Below are 22,194 nucleotides of genomic sequence, written 5' to 3' on the forward strand. Positions count from 1 at the left end.
TATGCGGCGCGATGCGGCATCGCGTCAAGAACAAAAAGGGAACATATGGCCGCTGCCCACCTCAACCCGTCATGGCGAGCCCCGTAGGGGCGTGGCCATCCAGCGACACCGGCCTCGATCCGCCGCACCGGCTCCAGCCTGAACTCCCGGCTGAAAGCTGTTTTCCCTGTCTCACCGCCGGGATCCACTCCAGGCCGGCCAGCCGACTGACGCTTCGCGCCCGGAGCGGCTTCGTCAGCCGGCCGATGCGGCGGTGAAGACCGCCAGCTGGGCGGCGAAGGCCCGCTTGTAGGCTGGCCGCGCTTCGCCGCGGGCGACATAGGCGGAGAGGTTCGGATGGGCCTCCAGCAGATCCGATCCCTGCAGCCGGCGCAGCACCGTCACCATCAGCAGGTCGCCGGCGCTGAACGCGCCGTCGAGCCACTCGGCATCGCCGAGGCGGCGGGACAGGTGGCCCAGCCGTGTCCGGATGCTGTCCTCGAGGAAGCGCAGGCGCTGCTCGTACCAGGGCTCGTCGCGCTCGAGGATCCTGGCGAGGGCGCGGTCGAAGATCGGCGGCTCCACCGTGTCGAGCGCGGCGAACATCCACGCGATCGCGCGCGCCCGGGCATTCGCGTCGTCCGGCAGCAGGCCCCCATGGCGCTCGGCGATATGCAGCACGATCGCCCCCGACTCGAACAGGGCGAGGTCGCCGTCCTCATAGGTCGGGATCTGCCCGAACGGATGCAGCGCGAGATGCGCGGGCTCCTTCATCGCCTCGAACGAAAGCAGACGGACGTCGTAAGGCCGGCCCGCCTCTTCCAGCGCCCAGCGGACCCGCATGTCGCGTGCCAGCCCCTTGCCGCGGTCGGGCGAGCGTTCAAAGGCGGTGATCATGGCCGTCATCGTCGGTCTCCTGAGACTGTCTGTCTTGAAGACGATCGGCTGAACGGGAGACCGACACCGCAGGCGCGGCAATCCGCTCGGATGGCTTCAGCGGCTCTGCCGGCAGTCCATCGGCCGCCTGTCGTCGCCCCCACCCTCAACCCGTCGTGGCGAGCCCCGTGGGGGTACCAACGACGCTGGCCCGAATCGTCATGCCGTTTTGCCGGTTGCGGGTGGTGGGAGAAATGATCTTCCACCAACACCGGCGATTCAGCTTGTCACAACTAATTCGCATTTGCAGATAAATAGGATTCACTTACCCTCGATGAGAATGGTGTCCGGCCAAGGCCACCATCCGGCGCAACGATCGCCTCCATACGTCGACGCTGCATCAGAAGGGGGAGAACCATGGCTGGCGAGATAACTCTTGAATAGCTGGACTGACTGGCAATGACGCGGCGATCGATCATCGTGCTGATCACTGCTCTTGTCCTGGCAATCGGGGGCTGGGTGGCCATCGATAGCCACAATGTTGCGGCGGGTTGCAGGGCGGCCCCGGGCAGCGAGATCCTGTCTCGCCTCGACGAAGCGGTCTCGGCATCGAACCTGGCTCCCCGATCCCTCTGGAAGGAGGTCGCGCCCGAGCCCGGCGGTCCTTCCTACGACCGCATCACCGATGCATGGGATGTCGCCTTCAAGCTCATCGGAAACGATGGCGAGCCGATCGGCCGATACTTCGGCATCATCAAGTGCAGCGGCATGGGAGGCGTAGAGTTCTCCATCGATCAGAGCTTCAAGGCCCCGCGCCCGTAGTTGGAAATCCGGATGGAGTGGACCCCTGTGGTGAGACAGGGGGAAAAATCGGGACAGTTCTCTGAGAAGGAGAACCGATCTCCGAGCGGAAGAGCCGGGAGTTCAAGCTGCAGGCGACGCGTCCGATCAGCCGGACCGAACCGGTTAATTCGGATCGCGGCAGGGACGCCCATTGCTGAGCGCCCCCCGCACAGATCCGTAGTTCAAAATTAAGGTCTGACCGGTCGCGTCTTCACAGCACGCGGACGCGTCTGCCGATCGTCGGATGGCTCAGCCGCAATGCCCGTGCGGCGGCGCCCGGCGTTCCCGTCCGCGCCACAGCGAGAAAAATTCGGACATCGCTCCAATCCATTCACCGCCACCCACATAATTGAACGGAGAATCTGCATTTCTGTAGGTTTTCAGTCAAAGTTGAACGGCTTAAATGCTCGTCCATGACACATGCAACAATGATAGTGACCTGCAGCGGCGGCACATACTTCGATCGCGACTACTATGTGTCGACGTTCACCTGCCATTGGCGCTCGCGTGCTGGCAGCGGCATGGACTGGAAAGCGCCGCCGCCTTCTTCCCCCGCGACGCCGATGCAGTGGATGTCTCCGTGGGGATCTACCGGTTTCGCGATGAGGCCGCGCTGCACGCGGCGCTCGCATCCGCCGAGACAGAGGCGGTGATGGCGGACGTCCCCCGCTTCACGGACGCGACCGTGTCCCGCTGCATCGGCATCCCGCTCTGACCGCGCCGGCCGTCGCGTCGGGTGGGGGCGGCCGCAAACGAACATCGACAGACTGACTCCCTTCCGCATTCAAAGGACAAGCACGATGGAATTTTGTGATCACAAGGTATTCGTCGTCGGCGGCAGCCGCGGCATAGGTGCCGCGATCGTGCGGCGCTTTTCCGCAGCCGGCGCAACGGTCGTGTTCACCTATGCCGCCTCGGCGGATGCGGCCACCCAGCTCGCCACCGAAACCGGCGCGCAGGCGCTTCGGGCGGATGCCGGCGAACGCGAAGAGCTCATCGCGGCGATCCGCGATGCCGGGCCGATTGACATATTCGTCTACAATGCCGGTCTGCTGGTCTTCGGCGATCCGCTGACGCTCGCCGCCGACGACGTCGAACGGATGATCGACGTCAACGTCAACGGTGCCTATTTCGGCAGTGTCGAAGCGTCGCGCTCGATGCCCGACGGGGGGCGTATAATCGTCATCGGATCCGACACCGCCGACAATATGCCGTTCACCGGGCTCTCGGCCTATGTGATGACCAAGGCGGCGGTGCAGGGCATGGCGCGCGGGTTGTCGCGCGACATGGGCCCGCGCGACATCACGGTCAACGTGGTCCAGCCCGGCCCGACCGACACCGACATGAACCCGGCCGAGGGCCCGCGGGCGGCTTCCATGCTCGGGCCGATGTCCATCAAGCGCTACGGCACCGCTGACGAAGTGGCGAGCCTGACGCTCTATCTCGCCGGCCCGCAGGCGCGCGGGATCACGGGCGCCATGCACACGATCGACGGCGGCTTCGCCGCCTGAGCCGCCTATCCCAGAACTTGGGATCGATTGCCGCCCGATCGGTGCTCGCTTCGGATCAATGGGTAATTCGGGACAGCGCATAAATTCCACAGTTCGGCGACTTGTGGAGTGGACCTGGAGTGGATCCCTGGAGTGAGACAGGGAAAATAGGAACAGTTCTCCGAGAAGGAGAACCGATGTCCAAGCGGGAGAGCCAACGCGTTACCTCCTGTCGGAGATCACCCGTTCCCCAGGCTGCCCAGCAGGCCTTCGAGGCCGCCCTGGTCGAGCTCCTGCTTCGCCGGCTGCACCGTCGGGATGGTGGCCGCAGGCGGCACCAGCACCTTCGGCGCGCCCGAAGGCGTGACGGTCGGGGCGATCGCGGCCGGGGTCCCGCCGCCCGGTCCCGCGGTGGCGACCGCGGCGGGCAGCGAGTCGTCGACGCCCAGGAGCGGCCTGGCCGGCCTGCCGCGCTCGGCCTCGACCATGAAGTCGTGCCAGATCTTCGCCGGCAGGCTGCCGCCGGTCACCTTGTCCATCGGCGTGCCGTCGTCATTGCCGACCCAGACGCCGACCACATAATCGGCGGTGAAGCCGATGAACCAGGCGTCGCGGTAGCCCTGGCTGGTGCCGCTCTTGCCCGCCGAAGGCCGGTCCAGCCGGGCGCTGCGGCCGGTGCCGATGGTCATGGTGGCGCCCAGCATCCGGTTGATCGCCTCGACATGCCAGGGCAGCACCGCCTCGCCCGGGCCGCCGCCGAAGCGGGTGTAGAGCGCGGCCTCGCCCGGCGGGCCGATGCGCTCCACGCCGTAGGGCCAGACGCCGTTGCCGCTGTTGGCCAGCGCGGCATAGGCCGATGTCAGCTCCAGCAGGTTGACCTCGCTGGTGCCCAGCGCCAGCGACAGCTCCGGCCGCAGCGGCGAAGCGATGCCGAGCCGGCGGGCCAGCTCGATGGTCCGGTTGATGCCGGCGCGCTGCAGCATGCGCACCGCGGCGGTGTTGTAGGATTTGGCCAGCGCCTCGCGCGCCGTCACCTCGCCGTGGAACTTGCCGTCGTAGTTGCCGGGCGACCAGTTCTTGATCGTGATCGGCGCGTCCAGCACCAGGCTGTCCGGCGTCAGCCCCTGCTCCACCGCCGCCAGATAGGCGAACATCTTGAAGGAGGAGCCGGGCTGGCGCTGCGCCGTCACCGCGCGGTTGAACTGGCTCTGGCTGTAGCCGCGGCCGCCGACCATGGCGACCACGGCGCCGTCCGGCCGCATCGCCACCAGCGCCGCCTGGCTGGCGCCGACCTTGCCGCCATCCTCCGCCATGCGGCCATCGACGATGCTCTCGGCCGCCCGCTGCAGCGACGGCACCAGCGTGGTCTCGACCCTGAGCGCCGGGGCGGCGGTGTTGACGAAATCCGGCACCTGGTCGGCGACCCAGTCGGCGAAGTAGCGGCTGCCCGAGCCGCCGCCCGGCCGGCGCGGCGGCACCGGCGGCTGGTCGTCGGCGGCCGCCCGTTCCTTCTCGGTGACGAAGCCGGCGTCGACCATCGCCGACAGCACCACGTCGGCGCGCTGCCGCGCCGCCTCGGGGTTGCGGTCCGGCGCATAGCGCGACGGCGCCTTCAGGAGGCCGGCCAGCATCGCCGACTGCTCCAGGTTCACCTCCATCGCCGGCACGCCGAAATAGGCGCGGGCGGCGGCGTCGATGCCGTAGGTGCCGGAGCCGAAATAGACCCGGTTGAGATAGGCGGTCAGGATCTGGTCCTTGGAGAAGTTCATCTCCAGCCACACCGCCAGGATCGCCTCCTGGATCTTGCGACGGACCGTGCGCTCCGGCGTCAGGAACAGGTTCTTGGCCGCCTGCTGGGTGATGGTGGAGCCGCCCTGCACCGCGCGGCCGGCCTGCCAGTTCACCCACAGCGCCCGCGCGATGCCGATCGGGTCGAGCCCGTAATGGTGGTAGAAGCGGCGGTCCTCGATCGCCAGCACCGCCTCGGTCAGGTGCTTCGGCAGGGCCGAGGCCTGGACCATGTCGCCGGTCATGTCGCCGTAGCGGGCGATCTGGCCGCCGTCGTCGGCGACCACGGTGATGGCGGTGCGCCGCTCCGGCATCGCCACCTGGCGGATGTCGGGCAGGTCGTAGGCGAAATAGGCGACGACGACGCCGAGCGCGATCACGCCCCAGATCGACAGCACCGCGCCCCACTTCGCCACGCCCCACAGCCAGTGCCGGCGGCCGGCGTGCTTGCGCGGCTTTTGAGTCGATTTCGGACGGCGCGGCGGGGGCTTGCCGGCGGACGTGCTCGTCCGGGAGCGGCCACCGGTGGCGCGCAGGGCTGGTCTACCGGAGGAGCGGGTCGGCATAATGCTGAACTTATCTCGCGAGAATCCCGCAATATCAAGACGGAATGCGGCGGAATTCAGGAATCGGCTGAAGCTGTTGCGCCACGGTGACGGGATAAATTTTCCAACAACAAAATTTCACTTGCATCAGGGGGGCACCGACCGTATTTGACGCCTCGGAACGTATTCGCACGTGCCCCGGCCCGCCCGGTCGAACCAAACTTCGAACCGGTGGGCACAGCAACGACGTCACGCGTCTCCTCGGTCTGTCCGGCTTCGGCCGGCTGGGTTGAAGAGAAGTTTTTCGGTTGCAGGTGCGGAGAGGGTTCCTCTTCCGTGATTGTCTGGACGGTTTTACCGGGTGGCGCCCTTGGCGTCGTCCCGCGATCCCGTCTCTGCGATCCGGATCCGCATGTGCCGCCGGGTTTCGTCGCCGGTGAGCAGAGGCGGGCGCCTCAGGCAACGGTTTGGTTTGAACTGGCTTGCCGTGAGGGATCAGTCCCCATGAACACCAAGATTGCCTCCTTCCTGGAAGAGCGACGTCCGGAAACGCCTTGCCTCGTGCTCGACCTGGACGTGGTCGCCGGCAACTACCAGGCGCTGGCCGCCGCCATGCCCGACAGCCGCATCTTCTACGCGGTGAAGGCGAACCCGGCGCCGGAGATCCTGTCGCTCCTGGCCGCGCTGGGCTCGTGCTTCGACACCGCCAGCGTCGTCGAGATCCGCGACGCCCTGGCCGCCGGCGCCACCCCGGACCGCATCTCCTTCGGCAACACCATCAAGAAGCGGGGCGACATCGCCACCGCCTATGCGCTGGGCGTGCGCCTGTTCGCCTTCGACAGCGAGGCGGAGCTGCGCAAGATCGCCGAGGTCGCGCCGGGCGCCCGCGTGTTCTGCCGCATCCTGACCTCGGGCGAGGGCGCCGAGTGGCCGCTGTCGCGCAAGTTCGGCTGCGAGCCGTCGATGGCGCGCGAGCTGCTGGCGATGGCGCCGGGCCTGGGCCTCGACGCCTATGGCGTGTCGTTCCATGTCGGGTCGCAGCAGCGCGACACCGGCGCCTGGGACCAGGCGCTGGAGTCGGCCGCATCGATCTTCCGCGACCTGGCGGCCAAGGGCATCGAGCTGAAGATGGTCAATCTCGGCGGCGGCTTCCCGACCCGGTACCTCAAGGAGGTGCCGACGCCGGAGGCCTATGGCCGCGCCATCGACAGCAGCCTGCGCCAGCATTTCGGCAACCGCCTGCCCGAGACCATCATCGAGCCGGGCCGCGGCATGGTCGGCAATGCCGGGGTGATCCAGACCGAGGTCGTGCTGATCTCGAACAAATCGGCGAACGACAACACCCGCTGGGTCTATCTCGACATCGGCAAGTTCGGCGGCCTGGCCGAGACCATGGACGAGGCGATCCGCTACCCGATCAGCACGGCGCATGACGGCGACGCGGCCGAGCCGGCGATCCTGGCCGGCCCGACCTGCGACAGCGCCGACGTGCTGTACGAGAAGACGCCCTACCCGATGCCGGTTTCGCTCGCGATCGGCGACAAGGTGCTGATCCACGGCACCGGCGCCTACACGACGACCTATTCGGCGGTCGCCTTCAACGGCTTCGCCCCCCTCAAGGCCTATTACATCTGAACCTCATACGGGTGGGGATCGGGTTCATGGACATCATGCGGGAGCGGCCGCGCCACGCGGCCGCCATCGAGGGTCTCGTCGTCGACTGCTTCGGCGAGGGGCGCTTCGGCAAGACCGTCTACCGGCTGCGCGACGGGGTGCGGCCGAACAACGAGCTCGGCCTGGTGGCGCTGGAGGACGGCGAGCTGGTCGGCACGCTGCGCTTCTGGCCGATCCATGTCGGCGGGGTCGGCGAGACCATCCTGCTCGGCCCGCTCGCGGTCGCCGAGGGGCTGCGGTCGAGCGGCATCGGCTCGCGGCTGATGCGGGCCGGGCTGTCGCGCGCCGCGGCCTTCGGCTACCGCAGCGTGATCCTGGTCGGCGACGAGCCGTACTACCGCCGCTTCGGCTTCCGCCGCGACCTGACCCTCGGCCTGATGCTGCCGGGCCCGGTCGACTACGACCGGCTGCTGGGCCTCGAGCTGGTGCCCGGCGCCCTGGCCGACGCCCGCGGCATGATCGGCCGCGCCGACGGCCTGCCGGTGCGCTACGAGATGGCGGAAGCGGTCGCCTGAAGCTCGCTTCGTAGGTTGGGTTCGCGACCGCGAACCCAACATCGGGCCGCCCAAACAAGTGTTGGGTTCGCGTGCCGCGAACCCAACCTACGTCCGATCGCGCATCGCCACATAATGCCCGTACAGCGCCAGGCTGGCGGCGACGGTGGCGTTGAGCGATTCGACCGCGCCGCTGGTCGGGATCGCCAGCCGCCGCACCGCCAGGCCCGACGGCAAGCCCAGCCCCTCCTCGCCCAGCACCAGGCGCAGGTCGCGCGGCCAGGCGAGGCCCGACAGGTCCTCGCCCTGCCCGTCCAGCGCCAGGAGCGGCCCCGCCGCCTGCGCCAGCCCGGCCCAGGCCGGGCCGCGGCGCAGCTCCAGCGCGAACTGCGCGTTCGAGGCGGCGCGCAGGCATTTCGGATGGAACGGATGCGCCGCGTCGGCCAGCAGGATGACGCGGGACACGGCGAAGGCGGCGGCGCTGCGCAGCAGGGCGCCAAGATTGCTGGGATCGCCGAGGGCGCAGACCAGCTCCAGCCCCTCGGGCGGCCGGGCCAGGTCGATCGCCGCCATCTCCGGCACCACCCCGACCAGGATCGGCAGGCCGGTGCCGGAGACGTCGAGCCGGTCGAACAGCGTCCGGCCGAGCCGGATCCGCTCCAGCTCGGACGGCGCCGGCAGATCCTCGGCGCCGGGCGGCAGCAGCACGGATTCGAACCGGTCCGGATGCTGCGCCAGCGCCTCGCGCACGGTCTTGCGCCCGGCCAGCAGGAAGCGGCGGTGCTTGCGCAGGCCGCGGCTCTCCAGCAGCGCCGCCCACAGCTTGGCGCGCGGATTGTCCAGGCTCTCGATGACGCGCTCGGCCATACGAGGCCTTACTTGATCTCGAACACCGCCTCGACCTCGACGGCGCAACCGAGCGGCAGCTGGGCCACGCCGACCGCGGCGCGGGCGTGCTTGCCGGCCTCGCCGAACGCCTCGGCCATCAGGTCGGAGGCGCCGTTGACCACCTTCGGCTGGTCGGTGAAGTCCGGCGTCGAGTTGACGAAGCCGCCCAGCTTGACCACCCGGGCGATGCGGTCGAGGTCGCCGCCCAGCGCCGCCTTGGCGGCGGCCAGAATGTTGATGGCGCAGATCCGGGCGCAGGCATAGCCCTCCTCGACCGTGAACTCGGCGCCGAGCTTGCCGGTATGGCTGATCTTGCCGTCGACGAAGGGCACCTGGCCGGAGATGTAGAGCATGGTGCCCGAGATCACGGAGGGGACGTAGTTCGCCGCCGGCGCCGCGACGTTCGGAAGGGTGACGCCCTTCTCCTGCAGCCGCGCCTCGATGCTTCCTGCCATGGGTCGGTTCCCGCTCGCTTGAGTGACTCGAAGGCCGCACCATAGCCAGCGCCGCCCGGCCGCGAAAGCCCGGCCCCGACCCGCTTCGGCCGAAGCGCGACGGATCATGCCGCAGCCGGAACAGATCCCCGCTTCCCTCTGAGTCACTCTAGGCTCAAGGCCGGACACAGGCCCGTGCAGGGAGTCGTTGACGGCGTCATGATTTCATGACGTTATTATTACAGTCAGGCTACAATACTGTGGCAGCCGCCATGTCATGGCCCGGCTATCGACTTGTATTCACCTTGACAAGGACTGCGTTGCACAACACAGTCCCGCCCGGATTCAGGGATTTTGTTAAAATCCACCAAACAAGCAGATGAACATCGGGGGTTGTGACATGAAGGCGTCGTGGACATCCGTGCTGTCGATTTCGGCCCTGGCGCTCGTCGCCTCCGCCGCGAGGGCCGAGCCGTCGGCCGAGCTGATCGCCGCGGCCAAGGCCGAGGGCGAGCTGACCACCATCGCCCTGCCCCATGACTGGTGCGGCTACGGCGGCATCATCGACAGCTTCAAGGCCAAGTACGGCCTGAAGGTGAACGAGCTGAACCCCGACGCCGGCTCGGGCGACGAGATCGAAGCGATCAAGGCCAACAAAGGAAACAAGGGCCCCCAAGCCCCCGACGTGATCGATGTCGGCCTGTCCTTCGGCCCGTCCGCCAAGGCCGAAGGCCTGATCGCGCCCTACAAGGTGTCGACCTGGGATTCGATCCCGGACAGCGCCAAGGACCCGGAGGGCTACTGGTACGGCGACTATTACGGCGTGCTGGCCTTCGAGGTGAACAAGGACATCGTCAGCAAGATCCCGGCCGACTGGAAGGACCTGCTGGCCTCCGACTACGCCAACTCCGTCGCCCTCGCCGGCGACCCGCGCACCTCGAACCAGGCGATCCTGGCCGTCCTGGCCGCCGGCCTGTCGACCGAGAAGGACGCCGCCAAGGCCGCCGAGGCCGGGCTGAAGTTCTTCGGCGACCTGAACAAGGCCGGCAACTTCGTGCCGACCATCGGCAAGGCCGCATCGGTGGCCCAGGGCGCCACCCCGATTGTGATCCGCTGGGACTACAACGCGCTCGGTGACCGCGACACGCTGAAGGGCAACCCGGAGATCGAGGTGGTGGTGCCGAAGTCGGGCGTCGTCGCCGGCGTCTATGTCCAGGCGATCAGCGCCTTCGCGCCGCATCCGAACGCCGCCAAGCTGTGGATGGAGCACCTGTATTCGGATGAGGGCCAGATCGGCTACCTGAAGGGCTACTGCCATCCGATCCGGTTCCAGAACCTGGCCGACACCAAGAAGATCCCCGAGGATCTGCTGAAGGCCCTGCCGCCGGCCGAGTCTTATGCCGTGGCGGTGTTCCCGAGCCTCGACGACCAGAACAAGGCCAAGGAGATCATCACCAAGCAGTGGGACTCCGTGGTCGGCGCCAACGTCAAGTAACGCCGAGCGACGCGCTTGAGGCCGCGCCGTCCCCTGCCCTACGCTAGGGTCGGGGGAGGGCGCGGCCTCTCGCGTCTTTCGTCCCCGCGGCAGGTTTCCGTCAGCAGGCGCCGATGACCCAGGCCACGATCGCAGCCCCCCTCGCCGCGCCGGCCAAGCCCGGCAAGCTCTCCTGGGCCTGGCTCGGGGTAGCGCCCTTCTTCCTGTTCGCCCTTTTGTTCCTGGTGCTGCCGACCGTCTATCTGCTGGTCGGCAGCTTCCAGACGCCGGACGGGTCGTTCACCTTCGACAACGTCGCCAACCTGTTCCAGCAGTCGATCGTCGACGCGTACTGGATATCGATCCGGGTCAGCCTCGCCTCCGCCCTGCTCGGCGCCCTGATCGGATTCTTCCTGGCCTATGCCGTGGTGATGGGCGGGCTGCCGGGCTGGATTCGGCCGACGCTGATGACCTTCTGCGGCGTCGCCTCGAACTTCGCCGGCGTGCCGCTGGCCTTCGCCTTCATCGCCACCCTCGGGCGGCTCGGCCTGGTGACGATCCTGTTCGACACCTTCGTCAGCCCCGTGCTGGGCTTCCGGCTGTACCAGACCGGCTTCAACCTGCTGAGCTTCTGGGGCCTGACGCTGACCTATCTGTACTTCCAGATCCCGCTGATGGTGCTGATCCTGGCGCCGGCGCTGGACGGGCTGAAGAAGGAGTGGCGCGAGGCCTCTTCCATCCTCGGCGCCTCGACCTCGCAGTACTGGCGCATGGTGGCGCTGCCGATCCTGTGGCCCAGCATCGTCGGCACCACCCTCCTGCTGTTCGCCAACGCCTTCGGCGCCATCGCCACGGCCTACGCGCTGACCGGCAGCTCGCTCAACATCGTGCCGATCCTGCTCTACGCCCAGATCCGCGGCGACGTGCTGCACAACCCCAATCTCGGCTACGCCCTGGCGCTCGGCATGATCCTGATCACCGGCCTGTCCAACGGTCTCTACATGATCCTGCGCGCCCGCAGCGAACGGTGGCTGCGATGAAGCAGAACCGCATCGGCGCCTGGATCGCCCTGATCATCGGCGCGCTGTACTTCATCGTGCCGCTGATCGGCACGCTGGAGTTCTCGCTGCGCATGCGGCGCGGCGAATACAGCCTCGACGCCTACCGCATCGTGCTGGGCGACCCCGGCTTTCAGGCCAGCTTCCTGTATTCCTGCGTGCTGGCGCTGGCGACCATCGCGGTCGGGGTGCTGCTGGTGGTGCCGACTGCCTATTGGGTGCGGCTGCGCCTGCCGCGGCTGCGTCCGGTCATCGAGTTCATCACTCTTCTGCCTCTTGTGATCCCGGCGATCGTGCTGGTGTTCGGTTACATCCAGCTGTTCAACACCTCCTCGATCCTGCCGCTGCTGGGCAGCGAGCGCGGCACCGACCTGCTGCTGACCTTCGGCTACGTCACCCTGGCGCTGCCCTACATGTACCGCGCGGTCGACACCGGGCTGCAGGCGATCGACGTCCGCACCCTGACCGAGGCGGCCGAGTGCCTGGGCGCCGGCCGGGCCCGGATCCTGTTCCGGGTGATCCTGCCGAATGTCCGCTCGGCGGTGCTGAGCGGCGCCTTCCTGACCTTCGCCATCGTCATCGGCGAGTTCACCTTCGCCAGCCTGCTGAACCGGCCGGCCTTCGGCCCCTATCTGCAGCTGGTCGGCGCCAACCGGGCCTATGAGCCGGCGGCGCTGGCGATCATCGCCTTCGTCGTCACCTGGGCCTGCATGGGCCTGCTGCAGATCTTCGGCCGCGGCCGCCGCGGCTCCTCGGCGGCCACACGATGAACCATTCGACCGCATTCGCGCCCCAAGGGTCGGCGCTGCACGCAGGTGAAGCGATGGACACGGACTTCCTCGAGATCAGCGGCCTGCGCAAGGCCTATGGCCAGAACACCGTGGTCCATGATTTCGACCTGGCGGTGAAGCGCGGCGAATTCATCTCCTTCCTCGGCCCCTCCGGCTGCGGCAAGACCACGACCTTGCGCATGGTGGCGGGGTTCGAGATCCCGACCGGCGGGTCCATCCGCGTCGACGGCCGCGACGTCACCCGGCTGCGCCCCAATCAGCGCAATGTCGGCATGGTGTTCCAGGCCTACGCCCTGTTCCCGAACATGACGGTGGCGGACAACGTCGCCTTCGGCCTGAAGGTGGCGAAGAAGCCGGCCGCCGAGATCGCCGGCCGGGTCAAGGAGATGCTGGAACTGATCAAGCTGCCGCACCTGGCCGACCGCTACCCCTACCAGCTGTCCGGCGGGCAGCAGCAGCGCGTCGCCCTGGCCCGCGCACTGGCCAACAAGCCGAAGGTGCTGCTGCTGGACGAGCCGCTGTCGGCCCTGGACGCCAAGATCCGGGTGTCGCTGCGCGGCGAGATCAAGGCGCTGCAGCGCGACCTGGGCATCACCACCATCTTCGTCACCCACGACCAGGAAGAAGCCCTGTCGATGTCGGACCGGATCGTGGTGATGAACGAGGGTTATGCCGAGCAGGTCGGCACGCCGTTCGAGGTCTACAACTATCCGCGCACCCGCTTCGTCGCCTCCTTCGTCGGCACGCTGAACATCCTGCGCGCCCAGGTGACCGACGCCGCCCAGGGCCGGATCCGGATCGACGGGCAGGACATCGTCGCCGCCCGCGGCGTCGCCGACGGCAAGGACGGCGAGGTGCGGTCCGTGGCGCTGCGGCCGGAGGCGATCGCCCTGGCCGGGTCGGCCGAGGACCGCGGCGCCGACCGCAACCGGATGCAGGGCACGATCGAGGATGTGAACTTCCTCGGCGCGGTGGTGCGGGTGCGCGTCCGCTTCCAGGAGAACGCGGTGTCGCTCGACACCTTCAACAGCCCCAGCCTGGCCCCGCCCGAGCGCGGCCAGCCGGTCACCGTCACCTTCGGCCGGGACGACGTGCTGGTGCTGGAAGGCGAACCGGGCTGAGGCGGCGTAGGTTGGGTTCGCGACGCGAACCCAACATCCATCCGCGAGAACCACTGTTGGGTTCGTCAAGAGACGAACCCAACCTACGCTCGGAAGCTCACACCCCGTATTTCGCCAGATCCGGGCGCTTCGCCAGGGCGGTGCGGACGATGGTCTCGACCCGGTCGCGCTCGGCTCCCTGCAGCTCCAGCCGCGGCTGGCGCACCACGGTCGAGGTGCCGCGCACGATCGCCTCTGTCAGCTTGACGTTCTGGACGAAGCGCAGCGACACGTCGAGGTGCAGGAGCGGCATGAACCAGCGGTAGATCTCGAGCGCCTCGGGGATGCGGCCGGCGGCGACCAGCTTGTGGATCGCCACGGTCTCGCGCGGGAAGGCGCAGACCAGGCCGGCGACCCAGCCGACCGCGCCCAGCATCAGGCTTTCCAGCGCCAGGTCGTCGACGCCGGTGAAGATGTCGTAGCGGTCGCCCACCGTGTTCAGGATGTCGGTGATGCGGCGGATGTCGCCCGAGGATTCCTTGATCGCGACGAAGTTCGGCTCGTCCGCCATCTCGGCGAACATCTCCGGCGTGATGTCGACCGAATAGGCGATCGGGTTGTTGTAGACCATGATCGGCAGGCCGGTCGCCCGCGCCACGGTGCGGAAATGCTGGATCGTCTCGCGCCGGTCGGAGACGTAGCGCATCGCCGGCAGCAGCATCAGCCCGTCCATCCCGGCGGCCGCGGCCCGTTCGGCCAGCGCCGCCGCGGCCCGCGTCGAATCCTCGGCCACGGTCAGCAGCACCGGGCGGCCGCCCGCCGCCTCCTTGACCGCGCCGGCGATCGCCATCTTCTCGTCGGCGGTCAGGGTGCTGGCCTCGCCGATCGAGCCGCAGCAGATGATGCCGTCGACCCCGTTCTCGATCTGGAACGCGACATCCGCGCGCACGGCGGCCAGGTCGACCTCCTGCCGCGCGTCCATCTTGGTGGTGATCGCCGTGTAGACCCCGGTCCAGCGCTGCCCCGCCATTGCCTGCATCCCTTGTTTCCCGCCGCCCGATCCGCCTGCGGCCGAGCCAGAATACCGTCTGTATTTAATTTGTCGACACATTCCGCCGGAGCGGAGCGACCTCTTTGAGGAAGCGGGACGAGCCCTTCGGCAAGCGCATTGCACCGCAGCATTTCCTGCAAATCTATGTTGCAGTGCGAAATGGTACGATCATTCCCATCAGGTGCAGAGAGACGAGGCAACGCCCGACGGGCGGCTCGGTCCCGCCCTCTTTGGACCACATTTTACGGGCATTTGACCGGCCCGGCCCATTCGCGGCCGGATCGAATGTCCAGATCAACAGGTGAAGGTTTACGGGAGCGATCCAATGCCTGCCGTCAAGAATGTCCGCTATGTCACCAAGCGCGAGTTGCCGACGGTTGACGACGCGCTGTACGCCGCCGAAGGGCTGACCGCCGACTACGAGGAGCGGCTGCAGGTCGCTGCCGAGCTGAGCGGCCTGTCGCTGGACGAGGTCCGCGCCGCGGCCGACGCCCAGGCGGCGGAGATGGCGAAGAAGTCCACCCTGCGCATCACCTCGACCATCCGGTCGAACACCGGCAGCGCCGTGGTGGTGGAGCGCCGCCGCACCCGCAGCGTGGCGATGCCGCGCTCGCTGACCCTGGCCTGATTTCCGGTATCCGGGCGGCCGCCCCTGCCACGGCCGCCCGTCGCGTTGCCGCCGGCTACCGCATGCCGGCCGGGGCTGCGATCCGCCACAGCGTGGTGCTGCCCCGGACGTCCGGATCATAGGGCGCCGATTCGAAGACGATGCTGCGGCCGTCGGCCGACCAGCCGGGCGCCCCGTCATAGCCGCAATTGACCGTCAGCCGGACGGGCGTGCCGCCCATCGCCGAAATCACGAACAGGTTGGCGTTGTCGAGATCCGGCCCGCCGCCCGAATAGACCAGCCAGGCGCCGCTCGGCGACCAGGACGGATCGGTGTTCGACCGCGCCGGCGCCCTGGTGACGTCGAGCAGACCGCCGCCGGCCGTGTCGATCGTCATCACATCCCATTGATCGGGCTTGATCTGGCGCTGGAAGGCGATCCTGTCGCCGCGCGGCGACCATTGCGGCTGCCGGTCGTCGGCGCCCTGCGTCAGGCGGACCAAGCCGCTGCCGTCGACCCGCATCTTCCACAGCTCGGCCGGCCCCTCCGGATCCGCTTCCCGGTGCGATTCGAACACGATCCACTGGCTGCGGTCGGCCAGCACCGGCGAGATCGACGGCTCCCACGCCAGCAGGCCCGGCCGGTCGGTCAGGCGCTTCGCCGTGCCGCCGGCGGCCGGGACGATGTAGATCTCGTCGCGATCGACCACGTCCGAGGAATAAACGACATTGCCGGCCGCGCTCCAGCACTGGCCGGGCAGGTTGACGCTCTGCGCCCCGCTGCGGGGGCTGAGCGCCCGGGTCGGGGCGCCGCCGGCGGCCGGCACGGTCCACACCACCGACCCGCCGGTGTTGTAGCGGCGCTTGAAATTGGTGAAGGCCAGCGCCGTCCCGTCCGGCGACGGGCAGGGATTCTGCAGGCTGCCGGCCAGCCCGGTGACCGGGATCGGCTTCGCCGCGTCGCCGCGGCAGGTCTGGGCCATCGCCGTGGCCGGGGCGGCCATCAACGTCGCCGTCAGCAGGATCGTGACACGTCTCATGTGGGGTCCCCCGGTTGCGCCGGGCCGCCCCCTCGCGGCCACGGTCCCGGCACTCTCGGCGGGTAGGGATAGGACAACAATCCCCTACGATTGAGGGAGTGACATCCCGGTGCGCGCGCCGCCTTTCCCCTCCGGGATCCGGGCCCATATGATCGCAGGCGTGCCGCTTTCCGGCGCGACCGAGCGGAAGGGTTTGCATTGGATCTCGCGGATGACGCCCTGCGCGACCGGGCCCGCCGGGCCGGTATCGCGCCCGACTGGACCGACGTCACCGGCCAGGCCCGCAGCGTGGCGCCGGAGACGCTGGAACGGCTGCTGGCGCTGATCGGTGCCGACGAGCCGACCGCGTCCGTGCCGCCGCTGGTCACCGGTGTGGTCCATCAGGCGATCCCGCTGCCGCCCGAAGCCGGCACCGGCGCCGCCGTCCTGGTGCTGGAGTCGGGCGACAGGGCCGACATCACCGTCCACCCTGGCGATGACGGGCGCTGCTGGGTGCCGCCGATCGACCGGCCCGGCTATCACCGGCTGCATCTCGGCAACCGCGAGATCACCCTGGCGGTGGCGCCGCCCCGCTGCTTCGGCCTGGACGAGGTTGCCCGCAGCGGCCGGATGTGGGGCCTGGCCGCGCAGATCTACGGCCTGCGGCGGCCGGGCGACGGCGGCATCGGCGACAGCCGCGGCATCGTCGAGCTGACCCGTGCGGCCGGCCGCGCCGGCGCCGACGCGCTGGCGCTGAGCCCGACCCATGCCTTGTTCACGGCCGAGCCGGAGCGCTTCGGCCCCTACTCTCCCTCCAGCCGGTTGTTCCTGAACCCGCTCCTGGCCGACCCCGCCGCGCTGTTCGGCCAGGGCCGGGTCGCCGCCGCGACCCGGACGGCGGGCGTGGCCGAGGCGATGCGGCGATGCGAGGCCGAGGCACTGATCGACTGGCCGGAGGCGGCACGGGCCAAGCAGGCGCTGTTCCGCGCCCTGTTCGATGGTTTCGACGCTTCGGCCGGGGGCCTGGCGGAGGATTTCGCCGGCTTCGTCCGGGCCGGCGGGGCGCTGCTGCAGGACCATGCCCGGTTCGAGGCGCTGCAGGCCGCCCGCCTGGCCGCCGACCCGGCCGATCGCGACTGGCGGCGCTGGCCGGCGGCGCTGCGCGATCCCGCCGGCGCCGCGGTGGCGGAGTTCGCGGCGGCGCAGGACCGCGAGGTCCGCTTCCACCTGTTCCTGCAATGGCTGGCCGACCGCGCCTTCGCCGCCGCCCAGGCCGGGGCCCGGTCGGCCGGCATGCGCATCGGCCTGATCGCAGACCTGGCCGTCGGCATGGACGCCACCGGCAGCCATGCCTGGAGCCGCCCGGCCGACGTGCTGGGCGGCGCCAGCATCGGGTCGCCGCCCGACGCCTTCAACGCCGACGGGCAGAACTGGACGCTGGCCGCCATCTCGCCGCGGGCGATGGTCGAGACCGGCTTCGCCCCGTTCCTGGACACGCTGCGGGCGACGCTGCGCCATGCCGGCGGCATCCGCATCGACCATGTCATGGGGCTGGCCCGGCTGTGGCTGGTGCCGGACGGGATGGCGCCGACCGAGGGCGCGTACCTGACCTATCCGGCCGAGGATCTGCTGCGGCTGGTGGCGCTGGAATCGCACCGCCACCGCGCCGTGGTGATCGGCGAGGACCTGGGCACCCTGCCCTGGGGCTTCGCCGGCCGGCTGGCCGACCATGCCGTGGCCGGCATGCGGGTGCTGTGGTTCGAGCGCGAGGGCGAGGGCTTCAAGCCGGCCGAGCGCTGGGATGCCGGCGCCGTGGCCATGAGCTCGACCCACGACCTGCCGCCGGTGGCCGGCTGGTGGCGCGGCACCGACATCGCGGCGCGGGCGGAGCTCGGCCAGTATGCCGACAGCGGCGCGGCGGAGCGGGCGCGGCGCGCGGCCGACCGTGGGCGGCTGTGGCAGGCTGTCGGCGCCGGCGCGGTGCCGGAGGAGACCGGCCCGGTGGTCGACGCCGCCGTGCGCTTCGTCACCCGCGGCCCGTCGCGGCTGGCGCTGGTGCCGCTGGAGGACGCGCTGGGGCTGGACCGGCAGCCGAACCTGCCCGGCACGATCAACGAGTATCCGAACTGGCGCCGGCGGCTGGACCGCACGGCCGCCGAGGCACTGGCCGACCCCGCCGTGGCCGCGCGCCTCGCCGCGATCCGCCGCGAACGGCAGCGCTGACATCAGCTTCGTAGGTTGGGTTCGCCATCGGCGAGCCCAACATCTCGCCGTGGCGCGATCCAGCCAATGTTGGGTTCGCTTTCGCGAACCCAACCTACAATGCTCACGTGGCCGCGACCTCGATCAGGGTCGGCTTGCTGTCGTCGAAGGCGGCGGCCAGACGCTGCGGCAGGTGGCGCGGGTCGTCGACCGCGGCGTAGCGGCAGCCATAGGTCGCGGCCATGGCGTCGAAGGCCGGCGGGTCGATGTCGACGCCGAGACGCGCGATCCCCGCCTTGTCCATGCCGTAGGCGATCTGGCCCAGGCCGCGGTTGTTCCAGACCACGACCGGCAGGCCGAGGCCGAGATCGGCGGCCGTGCCCAGCTCCTGGCAGGTGAAGCCGAGCCCGTAATCGCCGGCCAGCGCCACCACCTGCGCCCCCGGCCGCGCCAGCTTGGCCCCGATCGCGGCCGGCAGGGCGTAGCCCAGCGTGCCGAAGCCGACCGGGTGCAGCCAGCCGCGCGGCTGCCGCGCCGGGAACACGACGTTGCCGGTATAGGCGATCTGGGTCATGTCAGTGACCACCACGGCGTCGTCGGGCAGGGCGTCGCGCAGCCGGGCCAGGAACGCCAGATGGGCGGGCTTGTCGCCGAACTCCGCCGCGTCGGCGGCCCGGCGCAGCGGCTCCAGCTCGCCGGCCCAGACCGCGCGGCTGCGCAGGTCGGACAACGCCGCCGCCAGCCCCTCCAGCGCCAGCGCCGCGTCGCACAGCAGCGGCACCGCCGGCCGGTGGTCGCGCACCAGCACGTCGGGGTCGATGTCGACCCGGATCAGCGACCCGTTGAAGCGCAGCGGCGACCAGCGGTCGTTCAGCGCCAGCTCGGTGCCGACGGCGAGCACGACATCGGCCTCGCCGACCAGGCGCTGCCCTTCCGCCGTGCCGATGCGGGAGCCGATCGAATGCGGCCCGTCATCCGGCACGATGCCCTTGCCGGCGATCGAGCAGGCGACGACCGCGCCCAGGCTCCCGGCCAGGCGCCGGGCCGCGGCCGCCCCTGCGACGGCACCGCCGCCCAGCAGGATCATCGGCCGCCGCGCCCCGCGTAGCAGCGCGGCCGCCTGCGCCAGCGCCACCGGGTTCGGGGCCGGCAGCGGCAGGGGCGGCAGCGCGCCGGCATCCTCGGAGGCCTCGGCGGTGGCGACGTCGAGCGGCAGCTCGATATAGACCGGCCGTGGCCGGCCCAAGGTCATGCGGGCGAGACTGAGATCGGCCACGGCGCGGGCCTGGGACGGATCGACCACGGTGAGGGCGGAGGCGACCAGCCCCTCCATCGCCAGGCGCTGGTTGCGCATCTCGTGCAGCTCGCCCCGGCCGAGGCCGAGATCGGCGCGGGCGTTGACGGTGGACAGCACCACCATCGGCACGCTGTCGGAATAGGCCTGGCCGATACCGGTGGCGGCGTTGAGCAGGCCGGGGCCGGTGATCAGCACGCAGATCGCCGGCCGGCCGCTGGCCCGGGCATGGCCGTCGGCCATGAAGGCGGCGCCCTGCTCGTGCCGCACGGCGACATGGCGCAGCCCGTTGCGGCCGAGGGCACGGTACAGCTCGAGCGTGTGCACGCCGGGGATGCCGAAGGCGGTGTCGACGCCGCTGCGGGTGAAGGCGTCGATGATCGCCTGGGCGCAGTTGTCCGCCATGAAGTCTCTCCCCGGATCGCGACTCGCTGCCGGAGAGACTGCCGCGTGCCCGCGCCGATGACCACCCCCGCCGCGGTCGGAGCAGGTTCTCGGATCAGGCGGTCGCCTCGGCCAGCCGGCCGGCGGCAGGCCGCTGGCCACGGCCGATCGCCAGCACCATGAAGGCGGTGCCGACGCAGATCACCCCGGCGATCAGGAAGGCCAGGAGATAGCCGTCCATGGCGGTGCGGATCACCCCGGCGCCGAAGGCGGCGGTGGCGGCGCCGACCTGGTGCGACGCGGCGATCCAGCCGAACACCACCGGTGCGTCGTCCTTGCCGAAGGCGTCGTTGGTCAGCTTCAGCGTCGGCGGCACCGTGGCGATCCAGTCGAGGCCGTAGAACACGGCGAAGACCGAGAGCCCGTAGAAGCTGAAGCCGGAGAAGGGCAGGTACACCAGCGACAGGCCGCGCAGCCCGTAATACCAGAACAGCAGCCAGCGGCTGGAGTAGCGGTCGGACAGCCAGCCCGAGGCGGTGGTGCCGATCAGGTCGAAGATCCCCATCGCGGCCAGCAGCCAAGCGCCGGTGGTGACCGGGATGCCCTGGTCGAGGCAGGCGGCGATCAGATGGGTGCCGATCAGCCCGTTGGTGGTCAGGCCGCAGACGAAGAAGCTGCCGGCCAGGAGCCAGAAGTCGCGCTTCTTGCTGGCCCGGCCGAGGATGCGGAAGGCGGTGACGATCGGGTTGCCGGTGGCCCCGGTCGGCGCCGCGCCCGGCGCCTCGCCGAGCCGGCCCAGGCCGACATCCTGCGGCCGCTCGGGCAGCAGCAGGGCGACCAGCGGGATCATCGCGGCGACCACGGCGGCGACCACCCAGGCCACCGGCTGCCAACCATGATCCTCCGCCACCGCGGCCAGGATCGGCAGGAACACGAGCGACCCGGTGGCGGTGCTGGCGGTCAGCAGGCCCATGACCAGGCCGCGCCGCTCGTGGAACCAGCGGTTGACGATGGTGGCGCCGAACACCATGGCGGCGATGCCGCTGCCGAAGCCGACCAGCAGGCCCCAGGTCAGCACCAGCTGCCATTCCTGGGTGATCAGGGTCGAGCCGGACACGGCGGCGGCCAGCAGCGCCAGAGCGAAGATGATCACCGGGCGGATGCCGAAGCGCTGCATCGCCGCCGCGGCGAAGGGCCCCATCAGCCCGTAGAGGAAGATGTTCACGCCGATGGCGAAGGAGATGGTGTCGCGGCTCCAGCCGAAGGACTGCTCCAGCGGCACGATCAGCACGCTGGGCGTGGCCCGGACGCCCGCGGCGGCCAGCAGGACGAAGAAGGCGACCGCGGCCGCGATCCAACCGTAATGCGTGCGGCCCGACACCAGACGGGCGACGAGGGCGGTCATCGGCGGTATCCCTACAGCTCTGGCGGATGGTCGTTGCGACTGGACAACGGCCTCGGCCCGGCCCAAATGTAACCGATCGGTTCGTCGGCTGCACAGACGTACGAACCGATCGGTTACATGTCAAGCCCGAGAGGTGGGATGATGGCAGAGACGAAGGCGACCCGCGAGGCCGCGGCGACGGCGGACGGCGCTGCGCCGAAGCGGGCGCGCGACCGGGTCTTCGCGGTCGCCGACGACCTGTTCTACCGCCAGGGCATCCGCGCGGTCGGGGTCGACGCGATCGCCAAGGAGGCGGGGGTCGCCAAGATCAGCCTGTACCGCGCCTTCCCGTCGAAGGACGACCTGGTCGTGGCCTATCTCGAGGACCGCAACGCCGACTATTGGCGGCGCTGGGACCGGGCCTTCGCCAAGCACGAGGGCGATCCGCGGGCGCAGCTGCGGACGATGATGGAATACCTGGCCGACCGCACCACCGCGCCGGGCTATCGCGGCTGCCCCTTCACCAACGACGCCACCGAGTTCCCAGAGCCGAGCCATCCCGGCCGCCGGGTGGCCGAGGCAAACAAGCGCGAGCTGCGGCAGCGCCTGCTGCGCCTCGCCGAAGCGCTGGGCGCGCCCGACCCGAAGACGCTGGCCGACGGGCTGGTTCTGCTGGTCGAGGGCGCCTATGCGATCAGCCAGACCCTGCCCGGCCGCGACGGCCCCGGCCGGGCGATCGTCTGGGCCGCCGAGGCGCTGGTGGAAGCGCGGCTGGGGCGCGGCCAGGCCGCGCCGGTTGCCGGCAACAGTTTGTAAGAAT

The 22,194-nt window shown here is 69.7% G+C and carries 21 protein-coding genes; 12 read left to right on the forward strand and 9 right to left on the reverse strand.

What is annotated here, in order from left to right:
• Nucleotides 1-234 precede the first annotated feature (234 nt).
• A complete protein-coding gene (locus ACFW16_RS24880) occupies nucleotides 235-885 on the reverse strand; it encodes a glutathione S-transferase family protein (protein WP_380310105.1) in 651 nt (216 codons plus the stop codon).
• Between the two features lie 429 nt (nucleotides 886-1,314).
• Between ACFW16_RS24880 and ACFW16_RS24885 the strand changes: the two genes are divergently transcribed.
• Entirely contained in the window at nucleotides 1,315-1,677 is a 363-nt protein-coding gene (locus ACFW16_RS24885) for a hypothetical protein (RefSeq protein ID WP_380310107.1), read from the forward strand.
• A 232-nt stretch (nucleotides 1,678-1,909) separates the two neighbouring features.
• Here ACFW16_RS24885 and ACFW16_RS24890 read toward each other — a convergent pair whose 3' ends face one another.
• Nucleotides 1,910-2,029 (reverse strand): LysR family transcriptional regulator, encoded by a 120-nt coding sequence (locus tag ACFW16_RS24890; RefSeq protein WP_380310109.1) that lies wholly within the window; start codon nucleotides 2,027-2,029, stop codon nucleotides 1,910-1,912.
• A gap of 72 nt (nucleotides 2,030-2,101) precedes the next feature.
• On the opposite strand from ACFW16_RS24890, the gene ACFW16_RS24895 reads away from it, so the two are divergent.
• Both ACFW16_RS24895 and bdcA read left to right on the forward strand, forming a co-directional pair.
• Nucleotides 2,102-2,413: an EthD family reductase gene (locus ACFW16_RS24895; protein ID WP_380310111.1), complete on the forward strand. Its 312-nt coding sequence runs from the start codon at nucleotides 2,102-2,104 to the stop codon at nucleotides 2,411-2,413.
• 85 nt (nucleotides 2,414-2,498) lie between these two features.
• Entirely contained in the window at nucleotides 2,499-3,209 is a 711-nt protein-coding gene (gene bdcA, locus ACFW16_RS24900) for an SDR family oxidoreductase (RefSeq protein ID WP_380310113.1), read from the forward strand.
• Nucleotides 3,210-3,427: 218 nt separating this feature from the next.
• Here the strand turns inward: bdcA and ACFW16_RS24905 are convergent, their stop codons facing one another.
• Nucleotides 3,428-5,392 (reverse strand): transglycosylase domain-containing protein, encoded by a 1,965-nt coding sequence (locus ACFW16_RS24905; RefSeq protein WP_380310115.1) that lies wholly within the window; start codon nucleotides 5,390-5,392, stop codon nucleotides 3,428-3,430.
• Nucleotides 5,393-6,025: 633 nt separating this feature from the next.
• Here ACFW16_RS24905 and ACFW16_RS24910 point away from each other — a divergent pair.
• Together ACFW16_RS24910 and ACFW16_RS24915 are read left to right on the forward strand one after the other, a co-directional pair.
• Nucleotides 6,026-7,156, forward strand: a complete 1,131-nt coding sequence (locus ACFW16_RS24910; RefSeq protein WP_380310117.1) for a type III PLP-dependent enzyme — start codon at nucleotides 6,026-6,028, stop codon at nucleotides 7,154-7,156.
• A gap of 26 nt (nucleotides 7,157-7,182) precedes the next feature.
• On the forward strand, nucleotides 7,183-7,710 hold the full coding sequence (locus ACFW16_RS24915) for a GNAT family N-acetyltransferase (RefSeq protein WP_380310119.1): 528 nt from the start codon (nucleotides 7,183-7,185) through the stop codon (nucleotides 7,708-7,710).
• Between the two features lie 87 nt (nucleotides 7,711-7,797).
• Here the strand turns inward: ACFW16_RS24915 and ACFW16_RS24920 are convergent, their stop codons facing one another.
• Together ACFW16_RS24920 and ACFW16_RS24925 are read right to left on the reverse strand one after the other, a co-directional pair.
• Nucleotides 7,798-8,556: a TrmH family RNA methyltransferase gene (locus ACFW16_RS24920; protein WP_380310120.1), complete on the reverse strand. Its 759-nt coding sequence runs from the start codon at nucleotides 8,554-8,556 to the stop codon at nucleotides 7,798-7,800.
• Between the two features lie 8 nt (nucleotides 8,557-8,564).
• Nucleotides 8,565-9,032: a RidA family protein gene (locus ACFW16_RS24925; RefSeq protein WP_380310122.1), complete on the reverse strand. Its 468-nt coding sequence runs from the start codon at nucleotides 9,030-9,032 to the stop codon at nucleotides 8,565-8,567.
• A 379-nt stretch (nucleotides 9,033-9,411) separates the two neighbouring features.
• Between ACFW16_RS24925 and ACFW16_RS24930 the strand changes: the two genes are divergently transcribed.
• The 4 genes from ACFW16_RS24930 (at nucleotide 9,412) to ACFW16_RS24945 (ending at nucleotide 13,455) form a co-directional block, all read left to right on the forward strand.
• Nucleotides 9,412-10,506, forward strand: coding sequence for an ABC transporter substrate-binding protein (locus ACFW16_RS24930; protein ID WP_380310124.1), 1,095 nt, complete (start codon nucleotides 9,412-9,414; stop codon nucleotides 10,504-10,506).
• A gap of 113 nt (nucleotides 10,507-10,619) precedes the next feature.
• Nucleotides 10,620-11,525: an ABC transporter permease gene (locus ACFW16_RS24935; protein ID WP_380310126.1), complete on the forward strand. Its 906-nt coding sequence runs from the start codon at nucleotides 10,620-10,622 to the stop codon at nucleotides 11,523-11,525.
• Entirely contained in the window at nucleotides 11,522-12,313 is a 792-nt protein-coding gene (locus ACFW16_RS24940) for an ABC transporter permease (RefSeq protein ID WP_380310128.1), read from the forward strand. Before ACFW16_RS24935 ends, ACFW16_RS24940 begins: the two co-directional genes overlap by 4 nt.
• 53 nt (nucleotides 12,314-12,366) lie before the next feature.
• Nucleotides 12,367-13,455: an ABC transporter ATP-binding protein gene (locus ACFW16_RS24945; RefSeq protein WP_380310131.1), complete on the forward strand. Its 1,089-nt coding sequence runs from the start codon at nucleotides 12,367-12,369 to the stop codon at nucleotides 13,453-13,455.
• 97 nt (nucleotides 13,456-13,552) lie between these two features.
• Here ACFW16_RS24945 and ACFW16_RS24950 read toward each other — a convergent pair whose 3' ends face one another.
• Nucleotides 13,553-14,473, reverse strand: a complete 921-nt coding sequence (locus tag ACFW16_RS24950) for a dihydrodipicolinate synthase family protein (protein WP_380310133.1) — start codon at nucleotides 14,471-14,473, stop codon at nucleotides 13,553-13,555.
• Nucleotides 14,474-14,810: 337 nt separating this feature from the next.
• Between ACFW16_RS24950 and ACFW16_RS24955 the strand changes: the two genes are divergently transcribed.
• Nucleotides 14,811-15,113: a hypothetical protein gene (locus tag ACFW16_RS24955; protein ID WP_380310135.1), complete on the forward strand. Its 303-nt coding sequence runs from the start codon at nucleotides 14,811-14,813 to the stop codon at nucleotides 15,111-15,113.
• A gap of 55 nt (nucleotides 15,114-15,168) precedes the next feature.
• Here the strand turns inward: ACFW16_RS24955 and ACFW16_RS24960 are convergent, their stop codons facing one another.
• Entirely contained in the window at nucleotides 15,169-16,131 is a 963-nt protein-coding gene (locus ACFW16_RS24960) for a TolB family protein (protein ID WP_380310137.1), read from the reverse strand.
• Nucleotides 16,132-16,329: 198 nt separating this feature from the next.
• Between ACFW16_RS24960 and malQ the strand changes: the two genes are divergently transcribed.
• Entirely contained in the window at nucleotides 16,330-18,333 is a 2,004-nt protein-coding gene (gene malQ, locus ACFW16_RS24965; protein WP_380310139.1) for a 4-alpha-glucanotransferase, read from the forward strand.
• A 103-nt stretch (nucleotides 18,334-18,436) separates the two neighbouring features.
• Here the strand turns inward: malQ and ACFW16_RS24970 are convergent, their stop codons facing one another.
• Complete coding sequence (locus ACFW16_RS24970; protein ID WP_380310141.1) at nucleotides 18,437-20,011, reverse strand: 5-guanidino-2-oxopentanoate decarboxylase; 1,575 nt, start codon at nucleotides 20,009-20,011, stop codon at nucleotides 18,437-18,439.
• A gap of 94 nt (nucleotides 20,012-20,105) precedes the next feature.
• The gene (locus ACFW16_RS24975; protein WP_380310143.1) at nucleotides 20,106-21,395 is read right to left on the reverse strand and encodes an MFS transporter; all 1,290 of its coding nucleotides are present in this window, start codon (nucleotides 21,393-21,395) and stop codon (nucleotides 20,106-20,108) included.
• A 138-nt stretch (nucleotides 21,396-21,533) separates the two neighbouring features.
• On the opposite strand from ACFW16_RS24975, the gene ACFW16_RS24980 reads away from it, so the two are divergent.
• Nucleotides 21,534-22,190: a TetR/AcrR family transcriptional regulator gene (locus ACFW16_RS24980; RefSeq protein ID WP_380310145.1), complete on the forward strand. Its 657-nt coding sequence runs from the start codon at nucleotides 21,534-21,536 to the stop codon at nucleotides 22,188-22,190.
• Nucleotides 22,191-22,194 lie beyond the last annotated feature (4 nt).

The organism is Inquilinus sp. NPDC058860 (genome assembly GCF_042743185.1).
In the GTDB taxonomy this organism is placed as follows: domain Bacteria; phylum Pseudomonadota; class Alphaproteobacteria; order DSM-16000; family Inquilinaceae; genus Inquilinus.